The sequence below is a fragment of the Paenibacillus sp. 1_12 genome (assembly GCF_900114475.1).
GTDB lineage: Bacteria > Bacillota > Bacilli > Paenibacillales > NBRC-103111 > Paenibacillus_S.
In genome coordinates this window covers 20,897-37,776 of record NZ_FOTE01000030.1, presented here as the reverse complement: position 1 = coordinate 37,776, position 16,880 = coordinate 20,897, and the positions used below count along the sequence as shown (strand labels likewise).

At 45.5% G+C, this 16,880-nt stretch carries 9 protein-coding genes and 2 pseudogenes; 10 read left to right on the top strand and 1 reads right to left on the bottom strand.

Annotation, left to right across the window (positions count from 1 at the left end; genetic code table 11):
- Positions 1-117: 117 nt before the first annotated feature.
- Positions 118-168, top strand: a pseudogene (locus BM210_RS36385) (hypothetical protein); the annotation flags it as partial.
- Positions 169-207: 39 nt separating this feature from the next.
- Here the strand turns inward: BM210_RS36385 and BM210_RS34470 are convergent.
- A pseudogene (locus BM210_RS34470) lies at positions 208-288 on the bottom strand (MerR family DNA-binding transcriptional regulator); the annotation flags it as partial.
- 310 nt (positions 289-598) lie between these two features.
- On the opposite strand from BM210_RS34470, the gene BM210_RS31525 reads away from it, so the two are divergent.
- The 9 genes from BM210_RS31525 to BM210_RS31485 all read left to right on the top strand — a co-directional run bounded on the left by BM210_RS31525 (position 599) and on the right by BM210_RS31485 (position 16,876).
- The gene (locus tag BM210_RS31525) at positions 599-1,390 is read left to right on the top strand and encodes a sensor domain-containing protein (RefSeq protein ID WP_091176663.1); all 792 of its coding nucleotides are present in this window, start codon (positions 599-601) and stop codon (positions 1,388-1,390) included.
- Positions 1,391-2,186: 796 nt separating this feature from the next.
- The gene (locus tag BM210_RS31520) at positions 2,187-6,644 is read left to right on the top strand and encodes a DUF2252 family protein (protein WP_091176662.1); all 4,458 of its coding nucleotides are present in this window, start codon (positions 2,187-2,189) and stop codon (positions 6,642-6,644) included.
- Between the two features lie 63 nt (positions 6,645-6,707).
- Positions 6,708-8,456 carry an S-layer homology domain-containing protein gene (locus BM210_RS31515; protein WP_091176661.1) on the top strand — a complete coding sequence of 583 codons (1,749 nt, stop codon included), beginning with the start codon at positions 6,708-6,710 and terminating at the stop codon, positions 8,454-8,456.
- Between the two features lie 346 nt (positions 8,457-8,802).
- Positions 8,803-10,020 carry an MFS transporter gene (locus BM210_RS31510; RefSeq protein ID WP_091176660.1) on the top strand — a complete coding sequence of 406 codons (1,218 nt, stop codon included), beginning with the start codon at positions 8,803-8,805 and terminating at the stop codon, positions 10,018-10,020.
- Between the two features lie 27 nt (positions 10,021-10,047).
- Positions 10,048-10,986: a carbohydrate ABC transporter permease gene (locus tag BM210_RS31505; RefSeq protein ID WP_091176659.1), complete on the top strand. Its 939-nt coding sequence runs from the start codon at positions 10,048-10,050 to the stop codon at positions 10,984-10,986.
- 60 nt (positions 10,987-11,046) lie between these two features.
- On the top strand, positions 11,047-11,835 hold the full coding sequence (locus tag BM210_RS31500; protein WP_177238115.1) for a carbohydrate ABC transporter permease: 789 nt from the start codon (positions 11,047-11,049) through the stop codon (positions 11,833-11,835).
- A 141-nt stretch (positions 11,836-11,976) separates the two neighbouring features.
- Complete coding sequence (locus BM210_RS31495; RefSeq protein ID WP_371263573.1) at positions 11,977-13,359, top strand: ABC transporter substrate-binding protein; 1,383 nt, start codon at positions 11,977-11,979, stop codon at positions 13,357-13,359.
- A gap of 72 nt (positions 13,360-13,431) precedes the next feature.
- Complete coding sequence (locus BM210_RS31490) at positions 13,432-15,255, top strand: cache domain-containing sensor histidine kinase (RefSeq protein ID WP_091176657.1); 1,824 nt, start codon at positions 13,432-13,434, stop codon at positions 15,253-15,255.
- Positions 15,248-16,876, top strand: coding sequence for a response regulator transcription factor (locus BM210_RS31485; protein ID WP_091176656.1), 1,629 nt, complete (start codon positions 15,248-15,250; stop codon positions 16,874-16,876). The genes BM210_RS31490 and BM210_RS31485 overlap by 8 nt, the downstream gene beginning before the upstream one ends.
- Positions 16,877-16,880: the final 4 nt, after the last annotated feature.

Genomic DNA, 16,880 nt, shown 5'->3' with positions numbered 1-16,880 from the left:
GCTTAGATGACTGATATGCTCCCCATACAGTAGACAGGTGAAATAATAAAAGCCTAATACTGTGAGGGGAGCTTTTTCATATGGAAAGAATAATTTACCGCGTCACAGAAATTCACCATCATCCAAGAGATTGAAAGTGGTCATATTGGCGTTAAGGCTGCGGTTAAACAATACGGTGTTTCGAAAACAACCTTGACGAAATGGCAACGACGGAGAGAACAGGCCGATCTGATCGTAAAATCTCAATGTTCGTATCGTGAGTCCCGTGAGCTTGGCAAGTTCTCCCACCTTCTAAAGCCGCTTCATTGTAAAACGTCAGTAGTCACTTGGCACTAACAAAAAACTGGTTGAACTCATAATACGAATGAATACGATAGTTCAATGTCCTCCGATATTTGAAGGAAGGTATCCTCAATTTGACATTCAGATCCTTTCTCTAAATGCACTTTACTTCAATAAGTTCATCTGAACAGGAGCAGTCCTAGTCTAAAGCCTAGGTTCAGACCCTCCCTAAGACGGTTATGTCAGGCAAATAAGCCGGATATAATGGATTTATAACTTAGAGCATGACATATGAAGCCAAAGGAAGTGTTTGAATATGAAGGCGATAGAAGCGACTGCAAAAACGCCGACAGGTAAAGTAAATTGGGTGCTTTTTAATCCAAAGACCTATGCAACGATCCTCTATCTATTGCTATCTCTCCCGTTAGGGATTATCTATTTTACAGTAGCGATAACGGGACTTACACTATCAATCGGTTTAACTCCTATATTTATCGGAATACCACTGTTTTTTGGAGTAGCTAAGCTGTTGAATGGGATTGTGAATTTTGAACAAAACATGATTAGACAAATTTTAGGTTTACCGACCCCTCCTGTTTCGTATACCTACAAACAACAGTCTGAAGCTGGGCAGAACTGGTTGATGCGAATGGCGAGAGGTTTTGACGGTGGGCTATTCATTCGAAATCTGCTGCTCGTATTACTAAAATTTGTAACAGGCATTGTATTCTTTGTTATTATGGTAACGGTGATTTCACTTGGAATAGGATTTATTGCTCTTCCAGTCGTGCATATCATTTTGATGAATGAAATGCAGCTTGATATTTTAGAAAATAACTTGTTTAGTTATTTTCATATAGATTGGACCTATAATCAGCAATATATGTTGTACGTAGGCGTTGGTCTTGTGCTTTTCTGGATCGCGCTTCGCGTCGTGAATGGACTCATGCAAATTCAGCGCAGAATCATGTATGTGGATGAGCCATATCAGCAGCCGCCAATGCCAGTGGAAGCACAAATACATGCGCCGGTTCAGTCGCAATATTATGAGTACCAAGAGGATCGGCCCACTCAAGGGATGATGCAGCCAGCCTATAGAGAGCTTTAGAAGCTCTCTTTTTTTGATGTTAAAAAATTTCCACTCAGGGCGCCCAATTTCCCTGTTGCAAAAAAGGGAAGTATGAAGTGAAGTTCGAAGGGAAGGGCGACGTAGCTTTTTACGTGAAAGCTAAATCGACGGAGGAATACGTCTTCTTCAGTGAAAACGGCCCTTCCATCTATGAAACTTAGTAAAAGCCGGGATCATCACGTACAAGTAAAGACGTGCTGTTATTGACAGCAACTCGGGTTAGGAGACCCAAAATATGTTAAGGGTATGTGTTGACTCTGTTTACTCTACACATGTGGAGTGCTGTTCACTATTAGTTTGGAACGGAAATAACGAATGAGAAGTTAATGTGGGATTGCCCTCTCTTCATTGAAAGGGTCTTTTTTTTGTCTTCACAAGGGAGCGGGAGTTGGATGCCCTAGGACACTCGGGGGTGGATTACAGCTTACACATCTTCTCAGTAACCAGACGTAAAGATTAGGTCATTGTTCTGATGAAAGTTGTTTGGGGGTTAGATAGAGCGAGAAGGTTTAGGGAAGCCGTGGATGATGAACGGTTCTATCGTTGTGTTTTGGAGACAAAGCATATTAGAAAAATACACCCAATTTCCATGACAGAATTATTGATTTTGGTTATCATTATATGCTTGCTTGGATTTATTAATAAATGGATTGCATTCAAAAGCTGCCTGAACCTCAAGAGCCGCCGCATATCCATAAAATCTTTACTTAGCCATAATATTCCCTTAATAATCGGAAACTAAGATTAGTATTGGGAATAAATAGGGGGGAACAGAATGTACTTATTTGCGCGAAAAATGAAATGGATCAGAATGATCGCCATGCTGCTGACCATCGCGGTCGGCATCAATCCGTTAATGGCGATCCCTTGGCTCGAAGGGGGCGTAGTCCATGCCGCCGATGCCGATAAAATTGTCATCAGCAAAATTTTTGGCGGTGGAAGCCAAAATAGCAGTGCGCTTTATAAAAATGATTTTATTGAATTGTACAACCCCACAGACAGCAATGTGGATGTAACCGGGTGGTCCGTACAGTATGCGGACAGCAATACTACCTCAGACAGCACTACATGGAAAGTTACCCCATTGACCGGCACGATTCCCGCACGCGGGTATTTTTTGATTCAGGAGGCGGGACAAGCTGCACCGTTTGGGCCTGACCTGCCAACTCCCGACGCTACTGGAACGATTGATTTAAACAATAAAGACGGGAAAGTGGCGCTTCTTAAAAATGCGGCGGCGCTCACCATGGCGAATCCGACGACACCAAGCTTAGCTGCAAATGTTGTAGATTTTGTCGGCTATGGAGCGGCAAAAAGCTACTACGGTACATCGGCGGCCCCGGCAAACTCGGCGCAAAAAGGGATCGTTCGAAAAGCAGTGGACCCGCTGAATCCAAGCCAAACCGCAGGACTCACTGCATTGACAGGAACGGTCGCAGACCTGTACGGACATGGCTGGAACAGCCGCGACAATGGTAAGGATTTTGATCAAGCGGGCACCTCCGGAGAGATCGCACCAAGAAATTCATCCTATCGCACCCCGGTTGTGGCAAGAGCGGACAGCGTTGCCAATAAAGTGAGCATGAGTTCGGTTCGCACCGTCAACAGCTCCGGCAACACATTTTCCATTCAAATGACGACCGGCACAGTCAAAGCAGGTGCTCTGGGAGCAGGAGATTATACGGTGAACGGACTTCCTGCCGGAATTGCCGTCACCAGTGCGGTTACAGACGCCGTTTATAAAATTACATTTACCATTGGTGGAACGGCTTCTGCTGACGTGACTACGGACGTTGGTTTAAGCGTCGTCATTAAAAAAACAGCCATCACGGCAGGCGCTTACGCTGATTCCGGTGAGGTTAGTGGAATTACGCTTGCAGCCAACAATTCACCTTATGTTGAACCATCGCCGGAAGATCTGGACGAAGCCAATCAAATTGTGATCAGCAAGCTATTCGGCGGAGGAAGCCAGAACGATAACGCGATGTACAAGTATGATTTTGTCGAGCTGTATAATCCTACAGATATAAATGTAAATATAACCGGTTGGTCGATACAGTATGCTGTCAGCAACGCCACTTCGGACAGCAATCAGTGGAAAGCGACAGCATTGACGGGCACGATTCCCGCTCGTGGTTTTTTTCTGGTTCAAGAAGCTGGGAAAGCAACGCTCATCGGTCCGGAATTGCCAACCCCCGACGCCATAGGAACCATCGACTTGGACAATAAAGACGGCAAAGTAGCCTTGGTCAAAAATTCGACTCCGCTGACTGTTCTGAATCCTGTAAAACCGTCCGCAGATGCTAACGTCGTCGACTTTGTCGGTTACGGCGCCGCAAAAAGCTATAACGGATCAGGGGCAACTCCTGCGCCTTCGGCGCAGAGGGCGATCCTCCGCAAAGCGGTAAACCCGCTGGCTGCAAACCAGACAGCCGGACTTAGCGCATTAACAGGCAGTCCTGGAGAGCTATACGGCCACGGCTGGAACAAAAAAGACAATGAAAGTGATTTTGAGGCTGCGACACTCGGGTTTTTCAGCCCGCACAACGCCGCCTATCTCACTCCGCTTTCAGTGAAGATTGACAGCATCAATAACAAAGTTACTATGGATACACTGCGGACAATAAGCGGCTCCAACAACAGCTTTACCGTGCTTATGACAACCGGCAAAGTCAAAGCAGGAGCATTGGCTGCAAGCGATTATTCCGTTAGCGGACTGCCGAACGGTCTCGTCGTACAATCGGCAATCGGCGATCCGGCGAAAAAGCAAATTGTTTTCACGCTTGGTGGAACAGCCGCTGCCGACGTATCTTCAGACGTGACACTCAGCGTTACGATCAAAAAATCGGCAATCGCCGCAGGCGCTTATGATGATTCGATGGCGATATCCGGCATTACGCTCATCAACAGCGCTCCGAGGGTCAAAGGAACCGTGATCGCCAATTCGTTGAATATGACCGCGCCTAATACGCCGAGCGGGTCGTTCACCGTTCATTTAACGGCGGGAGCGATTAAGAACGGTGCTCTAGCCGACATCGATTTTTCGCTAACCGGCCTGCCAAACGGAATCACGGTGCAAGCAACTGGTGATGCGGTGAACAACTATGTTGTGTTCACTGTGGCCGGCAATACTGCCGCACCTGTCATTGAACCGGCGTCTCTCTCGCTCATGCTCCACGTATCCGCAGTTACCGCAGGCGCTCAGCTTGGCTCCGACTCATTAGCAGGCATCATACTGCCGCGTTATAATACGCCGGTTGACACAAGCGCCGCCCGCAAGGCTGCTTTGATTCAGAGAATTAAAGAAGACAATTCCTTTTTTAATGATAGCGAGATCAAAAAGTTTAAATACAATCAGATGAGCAGCTCGGCGTCCAGCTTTTACCGTGGCAATCCTGAGCTCAATTTCTACGATCTGGGCTCAGTCATCCCTATACCGCAGACTTGGAGCAGCTATTCCAGCTTCAAGACGTGGATCAGCGGAGATGCGCATATTCAAAACGTCGGGTATTACGATGACAAGTTCGGAAATATCATTTTTGATCTGAACGATTTCGACGAATCGTATATCGCACCGTTTTATTTCGACTTGCTGCGTATTACGTCCAGCATCTATTTGACTCGCGACGATCATGGTCTTAATACGGGCAATTCGGCGATTTCCGATACAGAGATGCGCCAAATGACCAAAACGTTTTTAGCCCAGTATATGGAAGCGTTGAAGTCTGTGATAGGCAATAACAATAAGAACAGCGCAGCTTCAAAATTGAATTTAAGCAATTTGCAAGACGGTTTTACGAAAACAATTATGACGAAATTGTCCCAAAATACGCAGCTTGATCTTTTAAACAAATCGACAAAAATCGTCGGCTCCAACCGCGTCTTTAACATCGATGGCAAATCGGACAAATACAGAGCTGCAACCGATTCGGAAAAAGCCGAAATTACGGTGAACTGGCAAACGTATTTGAACAGCTTGTCGCCTGCCATTAAAAATGCAAAGCTGACCGAGAACCCCCGCTATTATGACATTAAAGACATCGCGGTTCGCATCAATCAAGGGCTCGGCAGCCTGGGCGCCATGCGTTACAATGTGTTGCTCGAAGGCTCCACATCCGGCAATAACGACGATATTATTTTGGACGTCAAGGAAGAAAGAAAGCCCGGAATGTTCTCGAACAGCTATACGACACCGTCAGAACCGTATGGAGCATATGAAGGCCAAGAGGGAATGCGCGCCAAAACAGCTTACGAAAAAATGTCTATGGATACGGATGAACATCTCGGTTACCTTGAAAGCTCCAACCGTTCCTTCATCGTACATAAAATATCGCCTTTCAAAGGAGATGTCGCCGATTCGTCCGCCGGAAAATTTTCCAACGCGACCGAATTGGTCGATTACTTGAAGTATATGGCCAAGGTGTTTGCCTATGCACACGCTCGCGCCGCGACCTCTGCCGATTTTGAGCAAAACGTAATGTCGCAAATCTATGAAAATAGCAGCGTTTGGAACAATTTCCAAACGACCTTGGTAAACTTGAGCGAGGATTATTATCGTCAGGTTGCAGCGGATTACCGCCTGCTTAAAAGCGATTTGACATCGGGCAGCCTGATTGACCAAGATAGTCCGTCCATGACGCTGTCAGGACCGAATAATATCGTTTCGGGAAGCCAACTGACCGTGCGAGTGGGACTGATGAATGCTTCGGACAGCGTACGCGCCGAAGATATTACAGTAAGCTACGACAGCAGCTTGTTTGAATTTAAGGATGTCGTTCAGTCGAATACAAATTTTTCAATCGCAGATATAAAGACCGATCCGGGAAAAATAAGAGTATTTTTGGCAAATACAGCGCCAGTGCCTAAAACCGATGTTCCGCTGTTTGACCTTGTATTCAAGGCGAAGGACGTAGCCTCTGCCAAAACCGGGCAAATCGGCATCGATAACGCGGCATTGGGAACTTTCCCGACGGGTGCTGTCGTGCAAGCTGCAACTACTTCCTTATCGGTTCAAGTTTCCAAATTGACCATACCGGGGGATCTTAACGGAGACGGCGTCATCAATGTCGGCGACTTGGCGATTGCGGCTGGTTACTTTGGCGCAAAAGCCGGTGATACGAATTGGAACGAAGCCACCATCGCAGACATAACAGGATCGAATGGAACTCCTGATGGCAAAGTTGATATTTGGGACCTTCGAGACATTGCACAAAAAATTTCATCTCAGCCATAATCGGCAGAAGGGCAGGCTAGCCTGCCCTTCTCTTGTTAGCTATGATCACGAGGGGAAAAGACGATGAAAACAAAAATTTTATTAGGAATCCTGTATCTTTTGTTTGCATTTGGCGCCGGCTTTCATCTACCGGCCGCATCCGCAGCAAACGGCGGACCTGCTTTCTCCCTTTCGTCCGGTGCATCGTTCGTCAATGCGGGCAATACTTACACGGTCACTTTGCGGGGACAAGGCATTAAGGACCTGTACGCTTTTCAAGCGTTATTTGAATACGATACAAACTACTTTGAATTCATCGAAGTAAAAAAATCGTTAACGTCCACAGGAACAACGGTTTATAAGGATCGCGGCACAGAAGTTCTTTTCGGGTTTACCAAAATCGGGAATGCCTCGGCAGAAAGCGGGGATATGGACCTTTGTGCAATTACATTTAAAGCGAAATTATCCGGCGCGACCGCCATCAAACTGAAGTCGGTCGATATATTGGATAACGGAAATTCGGGGCAAACCTATGCGGGGAATTCAGAGCTGCCCGTGCAAATCGTGACGGCAAACCAGCCTGGAGACGGGAATGGCACAGAAAATGGCACAGAAAATGGCACAGGAAATCGACCTGGAAGCGGAACCGGAAATACCGGCACTGCTGCTCCGAGACCGACCACCCCGCAGACAGAAGAGCCGAATCAGGCGATTGCGAAAACATCTGTTACCGCAGAAAACCTGAACGCCGCTTTCAAGCAAGCTAAACAAGACAGCGACGGCGTGAAAAGAGTCGTTATTGAGCTGCTTGGAACGGAAACGGCTAAAGAGTACGCTTTCGAGCTTCCGGCTCAAGCTCTCATAGCCAGCGGAATGGAGCACGAGATCGTGCTGCTCACTCCATTCTGCAGCGTCCAACTGCCAGGAGACATGCTAAATAATACGGGTCTTGAAGGGAATCAAAACATTATTTTCAGCATCGGTCTTGCCGATACTTCCGGTATGGATGCGCACGCGAGAGAAATCATTGGTTATCGGCCGGTCATTGAGCTGAAAATAACAGCGGACGATAAGACGATCCACTGGAACAATCCCGATTCGCCTGTAAAAGTATCCATTAACTATAAACCGACAGCTGACGAGCTTAATCAGACTGAGCACATCGTGATCGTTTACATTAATGAAACTGGAAAGGTGGAAGCCGTACCGACCGGCAACTATGACGCCTTTTCAGGAAAAGTGACCTTCAAGACAACCCATTTTAGCAAATATGCTGTCGCTGTCGTGTATAAAACTTTTGACGATATAAGCGAGTATGCATGGGCGAAAAATGCGATTGACGTGCTGGCTTCAAAAGGAGTTATCAGCGGAATGACGGATGAAGCCTTTGCTCCTTCAAAGAAAATAAGCAGAGCGGACTTTATCGTACTGCTTGTCAGAGGCTTGGGGCTGTCGGCCAAAATCGACTCCAATTTCGACGATATTGCAGAAACGGATTATTTTTATCATTCGGTAGGAATAGCCAAGAAATTAGGCATAACGGGCGGAGTCGGAGCAAACAAGTTCAATCCGCAAGCTGAGATCACAAGGCAAGATATGTTTGTCCTCACGGCCAGAGCGTTTGAATTCACCAAAAAAGTATTCGCCGCAGGGAATACAAGTGAGATTAAACGCTTCAACGACGCCAGCGATGTAGCGGAATATGCCCGTGAAAGCATAGCAACGCTAATTAAGGAAGGCATAATAGAAGGCAGCGGAAGCCTGATTGCTCCAAAAAATCATGCAACAAGAGCGGAAACAGCGGTTATTGTCTACAGATTATATCAACATTGAACCTTGGAAACCATGCACGATAAAATTTCAGACAACAGGAAATCAATCGTATAGCCATTTGAATCCAAGGCTCTGTAAAGTTACATGCCGACGGCTCATTTAATAATAATCTGGGTTTCCCGACAAGCTGGACAAGTGTATATTGCACTTGTCTTTTTTTTGTCGTCAAGTTGTATAGTACGTGAATCAATCCTTCAACAAATCGAGAAGAAAGTCATAATTCTACAAAAGAAAATCAAAATAGTGGCAATGTTATAAAAGCTCATTCCCCTATAATGAACAATATGAAAAAGGCAAGGGAGGTACAGTAAAGCATGAACCAATCAGAAGGAGTTAACAGACAGCCATGAGTGAATTAAGTGAAGAGAAGGCAAAACCGACTATTTACCCTGTAATATTTGCAATAAGCTTGGCCCATTTGATCAATGATGCGCTGCAAGCGGTCATTCCTGCATCTTACCCGATCTTGAGAGATTCGTTGCATTTGTCGTTTACGCAAATAGGTATGATTACGTTCATCTTGTATTTTTCATCCTCGGTTATACAGCCTTTTGTCGGGATGTATGCGGACGCGCGACCTACGCCCAATTTACTGCCACTGGGCATGATAATAGCGGTTCTCGGTATGCTGGGGCTGGCTTTTGCCCCGGGGTATGCGATGGTGCTCGCAGCTGTCGCTTGTGTAGGCTTGGCTTCGGCGATGTTTCATCCGGAAGGATCGCGGATTTCTTATTTGGCTGCCGGGCCGCGCAGAGGCTTGGCACAATCGATTTTCCAGGTTGGAGGCAACACGGGTAATGCGCTTGCGCCGCTCATGACGGCACTGATCTTTTTTCCATACGGACAATTCGGGGCGATTTGGTTCACGCTGTTAGCTGCTGCAGGCATTGCTATTCAGCTATGGGTTGCGCGCTGGTATAGAGCGCATTTATCGCTCATCCCAGTAAAAAAAAGCAGCACGAACGCCAGACAGTTAGACGAAAAGCACAAAAAAACGATTCGCTATGCGATCATTCTGATCATTTTCATTGCTTTTGCCAGGTCTTGGTTTGGATCAAGCATCTCAACCTATTTCGTGTTCTACATGATTGAGCATTTTCAAATATCCGTACCCACGGCACAGTTGTATATTTTCATTTATTTGGGTGCAGGCATTTTCGGAACATTTGTGGGGGGCCCGTTGTCAGACCGAATTGGCCGGAGAAGTGTGATCTTGCTTTCTCTGCTCGGCTCAGCTCCGTTTGCCATGCTGCTTCCACATGCCAATGAGCTGTGGACCTATCCGCTGCTATTTATACTTGGTGTTCTCAATCACAGCAGCTTTTCTGTCACGGTGGTTTATGTCCAGGAACTGGTGCCTGGCAAGGTGGGAACTGTTTCGGGCTTGATTACAGGACTATCCTTCGGTATGGGCGCGATTGGCGCCGTAGCATTGGGAGGGTTGATTGATGCCACCAGCTTGACACTGGTCATTACAGCCTGCTCGTTTATGCCGTTATTGGGCGCTATGGGCTTCTTTCTTCCATCTGACAAAAAGATTCGCGATTGGTCCGCACAGCAATAATAAGATTTTATTAGAGAGGTGAATGCAATGAACCGAAATTCCTCTGTAGTTACCATGGATAGACCGATTCCTAAGCAACGGGCAGGATCGCTGCAGCGAAAAGAATCCCTGGCAGGTTTATTGTTCGTGAGTCCGATGATTATAGGCGTTACTTTTTTAACGCTGATCCCTATTATAGCGACGTTCCTGATATCTTTCTCCGATTGGAACTTTATTATGGGGCTTCAAGGATTCAAATGGGTTGGCCTGAGCAACTTCAAAACGCTTATGAGCGATACAACGTTTTTGAAGTCGATGAAAAATAACGGCATGTTTTTACTGACGGTCCCCATTTACATGGGAATTTCTTTGGTGCTCGCGATTCTTATCGAAAAGCATATTTATTTGAAAAGTTTTTTTAAGGTCGCTTTTTTCATGCCCTATATTTCCAGTGTGGTAGCTGTTGCGACCGTGTGGATGGTGCTATTTAATCCGTCCACAGGACCTGTGAATCAATTCCTGACCTCTATCGGCTTTGACAATCCGCCTAAGTGGATAGCAGACCCGTCCTACGCGCTGCCTTCACTGATGATGGTATCCATATGGATTTCTATCGGCTTCAACATGATCATTTATATTGCCGGACTACAAAACATTCCCAAGGATCTGTATGAAGCGGCCGACATTGATGGTGCCAACGGTTGGGTGAAATTTCAAAGAATTACATTGCCACTCTTGTCGCCTACTACATTCTTTTTACTTGTCTCCGGTATCATTGCAACCTTTAAGGTATTCGATTTGATTGCCATCCTGACAAGGGGCGGGCCGATGAGAGCCACTTCGATGATGGTTTGGGACATGTATGAAATGGCTTTTGTTAATTTGAAAATTGGTTATGCATCCTCGATGGCATCGGTGTTATTCTTTTGTGTTTTACTTATTACGATATTGCAATGGATCGGTCAAAAGAAATGGGTCAATTACTAGAAAGGAGGAAGCAGCGTGCAACTATCATTCAATTTACGTAAATTATCGCTTACAATCATCATGTTTGTGTTCAGCTTACTTTTTCTAATGCCCTTTTTCTGGATGATTTCGGCATCCTTCAAGATTGAAGCCGATGTATTTAATTTCCCGATTCAATGGATTCCTGTCCACTGGAATGCTTGGCAAAATTACACGGAGGTATGGTTTGGCAAATATCCCTTCTATACGTACTATTGGAATTCTATTAAAATTAGTGTACTTACAACGCTGATCTCCTGCACGGTTTCAAGCTTGGCAGCCTATGGCTTCTCCAAAATTCAATTTCCTGCTGGCAAGTGGCTTTTCCTGATCGTACTGGCCACCTATATGGTTCCTGGACAGGCGATTCTCATTCCACAGTTCATTTTATATCGTTCCGTCGGTTTTTTTGATACCCATATGGGATTGATTGTTCTTAATAGCTTTAGTGTACTCGGCACGTTTATGCTGAGACAGTTTTTCATGGGCATCCACAACGAATACATTGAATCAGCTAAAATGGAAGGTGCGGGGCATTTCAGAATTTATTATAGCATCGCGCTTCCTCTGGTGCGTCCGGCTATAGCCACATATGCAATCCTGCGATTCATTTGGACATGGAATGATTATCAGAATCCGTTAATTTTCTTAAGAACAGATAAGTTGTATACGATCCAATTGGCTATGCAGAAATTTTCGAGCATTAATGGCGAATTTTATTCACTCATCATGGCAGCCGCTGTTTCAGCTATTTTCCCGCTGTTGATCGTATTCTTGATTGGACAAAAAAGTGTGATTGAAGGCATCTCAATGGGAGGCGTTAAAGGATAGTCAGATTAAAATAGAACTGGTTGGCGTTATAAAGTCAAAATATTAGAAAAAAAAGTCAATTCTCTTTTAGAGAAGGAACCAAACATATTGTTACAATGAGCGAGAAGTGGAAGCGTTATCACAAATGATGGAGGGGTTCACTTGAAAAACAATAAGTTCAAGGTTGTGCTTGCAGGAACTATGGTACTCAGCTTGCTTGCCGGTTGTTCAACGGAAAGTAAAACGCAATCCAATGAGGGGAGCGGCACACCGTCGGGCGGGAAAGCAAAGGAACCGGTTACGATTCGATTTTTGACGCACGGTATGGACTCGAACTACAACTGGAAGGACACCATTCCCGCTTTTGAGAAAAAATTTCCCGATATTAAGATTGATTTGGTTCAACTTAGCGATAAGGGAGATACGGCTGAGGCTAATAAAAAGCTCGATTTGGCCGCTTCATCCGGGGAAACGATGGATGTATTGATGCTGACGGACCCGGCTAGCTTTGCTAAGCGGGTTGCACTGGGGATCGCCGCACCGATGGATGATTTTATTGCCAAGGAAGGCTTTAAGGTCAGCGAAGAATATAAGGTTGACACGCTGCTTAACGGCAAATATTATGCGCTGCCGACGAAGCTGACTCCTTGGTATGTGGTCCTAAATAAAGACCATTTGGATCAAGCTGGACTGAAGGTACCTACGGATTGGACCTGGGATGAGTTTAGGGACTATGCCAAGAAATTGACGAAGGGCGAGGGCCCAACCAAGCGTTACGGTGCATTCTTTCACGGACCGACCGACGGCGGATTCATGGAGTTTATGAAGCTTGAGCTAGGCAATCAGTCAGATAATATGGAGTTCCTCAAAGCAGATGGCACGTCAAATCTCGATAGCCCGTTATTTAAAAAGACGATTGAGCTGTATCTCAAAATGGAGAAGGAGGACAAATCCTTAACCCCATACGATGAAAGAATTTCGCAAAAGCTGCATTATCGTCCTGCTTTCTTTAACCAAACGACAAGTATGGTTCTGATGGGCAGCTGGTTTACAAGTGAGCTTGGCGGCACAGACCAATTCCCGCTGAATTTTAACGTTGCAGTTGCGCCATATCCCAAAAATGCACCTGGCGATCCAAACGGCTACGCGCCATATATTACAGATTACATGGCTATAGCTGCCAGCTCGAAGCATAAGGAAGAAGCTTATAAGTTCATTCGTTGGTATACGACAGAAGGTCAAATCGTTCAAGGCAAACAAGTTCCATCATGGAGCAAAGTAAAGCCGGAGGAGCTGGGTAAAATTGTCGAAGTCATTCTGAGTAAAACGAAAAATCCGGAAAAGGTGGATAAAGCTTCGATCACGAACGTTATGACTGGTTACAAGTCAGGAAAGACGATTCCTCCGGTTACGTATCAAGCCGAAATTAATAAAGCGATCAATGAGGAATTTGAGCTGTTAATTTTCGGCAAGCAGGATATAGACACCATGATCAAAAAATCTAAAGACCGCGTTCAAAAATTGATTGATACTAATAAAAAATAAAAAGTTATAATAGAAGCAAGTAGGAGGGGGCATATTCTATATCCTTCCTGGGTCCATAAGGGAGGATAGCAGATGTGGAAAATGCTTGCTAGAATGGTGCCACCCCGAACGCTTCGATTTAAACTGATGATTGCCTCCGTTGTCTGCATTTTGATTCCGGCTTGTATAACCATTTCGGTCTACAATTATTTAACGCGAGACGCGGTTAAGGAACAGGCGGTATCCAATGCTGCGGAATCTCTAAAGCTGGTAGACGGCTACGTCACGAATCTTCTGAAATACATGCTTAATATTGCGAATTATATTCAAATTGATTCCGAAATTAATACGATTTTGAATGAGGTTTCAAAGGCAGGGTACCAGGGAGCCGATATTGAATATCGGAGATTTGCGGACAGATACAAGATAACTAGCAAAATAACGAATATTACTTTCACCGGCGAGAAGAGCTATGTGACGATTTTATTGAAAAATGGAACGTATTATACGAACTATCCGCTGTATGAGTATGATCCGGCGCAAATCTTTCAAGAGCCTTGGTTCGGTAAATTAAAAGAATTGAACGGGCTTCAATCCTACTGGGTAGGCACGGCGCCAACGGTGTTTGCGATAGAAAAATCATTAAAAAACACGCATCAAATCTCTGTTGCCCGTACGCTTCGTGGTGATGGCCTCGATATTTATGGCTATGTCATTGTAACGGTCATGGAAAACCAAGTGAACCAAATATTTAACCGAATAGCATCGGGTCAGGAAACCTTACTGCTGGATGAGTCGGATACCATCCTTTCACAAAGGAACAGCGAACATGTCGGCACCCAATTCCCGTATGTGAAGCAAGCAGCAGAGCGTGCCTCGGATATCATTCGTATTGAGAATGAAGATTATTTGCTGACTACGCTCCCGCTAAGCGTTACCGATTGGAAGCTGGTGTCATTAATTCCGTATAAAAAAGCGATTTTCAAAATCGATTCGATCTTTAAGCGGGTACTTATTTATCAAGTCATCTCATTCCTTGTATTTTTATTGCTGCTGCTATATCTTCTGCAAGCTTTTACAAAGCCGCTCGTGCATCTGGGAAGGGTGGCGGCAACGGTACGGCGAGGCAATTTGGAGGTTCGTTCCTACATCCGGGGCCAGGATGAAATCGGAAATCTCGGCATGTCCATAGATCAAATGCTGGATCACATCAAATATATGATTGCTGAAATTACCGAAACCCAGACGCGCAAACGCAAGGCAGAGCTGGCTATGCTGCAGGTGCAGATCAATCCGCATTTCTTGTTTAATGTACTGAATTCGATTCGAATGAAGGTGCTGAGGAAAGGCGATGTGGAAAGCGCGCAAATGATGAGCTCACTCTCAAAGCTTCTCAGAATGACGATCTCTCAGGATCAAGATTTAATCTACCTTCACGAAGAGGTGGGGACCGTCAAGGAGTATGTTCAATTAATGGATATGAGGCAAAAGGAAAAGGTGAATCTTGAAATTGAAGTTTCACCGGATGTGCTTTTTGAAAAGGTACCGAGATTCTTTTTACAGCCAATTATTGAAAATGCGCTTATTCACGGGTTGAACCAATGTGCTGGAACCATTACGCTAAGGGCAACTGTAAATGAACGCCAATTCGTAGTGGTGGTTGAGGATAATGGGCAAGGGATGGAACCCCATGTATTAGCATCACTTCGTCATAATGTGCTTACAGGCAAAGGCTTGGACACATCGGAGGGAGATGACGAATACCGCTTTTCGAGCGTGGGTTTGCCTAATGTATGGGAACGGATGAAGCTGACCTTCGGGGATGCCTTCGAAATGAAGATCGACAGTGAACGTGGAAAAGGGAGCTGGGTAACGATGCTGTTTCCAAGGGAATTGGAGGGTCGCCGCGATGTATAAAGTGATGCTGGTGGATGATGACTATCCCGTTCTTGAGTTATTATCGGAAGCCATAGACTGGGTACGCCTCGGCTTGCAATTAACCAGTGTTCATGAGAATGGGATAAGCGCTCTGGAAGCGTGCGCTGAAGATATGCCGGATATTGTCATTACCGATATTGGCATGCCCAAGATGAACGGTTTGGAGCTCATTCGTGAGCTGCAGCAGCGCAAACCGGATATTCGGGTCGCTATTTTGTCCTGCCATAATGAATTTCGTTTGGCGCAGCAAGCGATGAAGCTGAATGTTCAGGATTACCTGCTGAAGGATACTCTGGATCCTGCAGATCTGGAGAAGCTGCTGCTGCAGTTTAAGGATAAGCTGGACCAAGATCAGCGGCAGGATCAACTCCATACCCATCTGCTGGATTTGGTTGATCGCAGCAAAGAGCTGATGAAGGAAAAGTTTATTCGCCGCACCATCCAGGAACCTATTTTGGATGCAGCCAAGTGGCAGTTGGAGGCGAACGCCTTCGGCTTAAGCTTTCAAGGGCAAGTATGCCTCCCGGTCATGGGCTTTATCAGCAACTACCGAAGTGTTACCCAGCGATTTGTATCCCACGATATTTTGCGTTTTGCTGTCAACAATGTGATTCAGGAGGTATTGGACAAGGAGAGCTCGCGGACGATTCATGTCAGCTATGATGCCAAAGAATCGTTTATGCTGTATTTGTACCCGCCAGGTCTTAAGGTGAATCCTTATGAGCAAACGAAACGAACGATTGAGTTGATACAAGGAGCACTGCACCGTTCCTTGAAAATAACCATGAACTATTTGATCGGAACGATAAGCACCAACCATGAGGAACTGAAGCTGGGTCTCAAAGGGCTGCTAGGAAGCTCAGCACAACGCTTTTATTTAGGTGAGGGAGATATCGCTAGACAACAGGATCGGGGGCTTGTCAAAGCACACGTATTCTCGTTTTACGATAAGGCCAATGAAGAGTTTAGAGACATTCTGATCGATAAACGAGAAGCGGCCTTGCTGCCAACGATCCAACGTTGGATGAACGTATTCAAGGAGCAGGCTTGCCCGCCGGAGATGGTTAAGGATTGGGTATTGAAGCTGCTGCTCGATTTGAAGCTAAAGCTGCAATCCTTGCAGCATTTCCGGTCCACGTATTCCGTCGATGTGATGCACAAGGATATCTTAGAGATCGATACCTTGACGGAGCTGGAAAGCTGGCTCATCGATTACTTCCATTCTGCCATATCGGTGACGGGAGAAATTATGGACCAAAGCAAACGTCTGTCTGTACTGAATGCCTTGCAATATGTGTCCATGAATTTGGATAAACGCATCTCTCTGGAGGAAGTGGCCGAACATCTCTTTTTGAATTCGAGTTACTTCAGCCGTTTGTTTAAGAAGGAAACGGGAGAGACGTTTATTGAGTACGTGACCCGAATGAAGATGGAAAGAGCGAAAGAACTGCTGGATATGACCAATGAGCCGATGTGTAAAATTTGCGAGCTGCTTGGTTATGACAGCCAGAGTTATTTTATCAAAATATTCAAGGCTTATAATGGGCTCACGCCTGTTGAATACAGAAAGCAAAAATCATTTACTAGTGTCAAAGTATGATCTA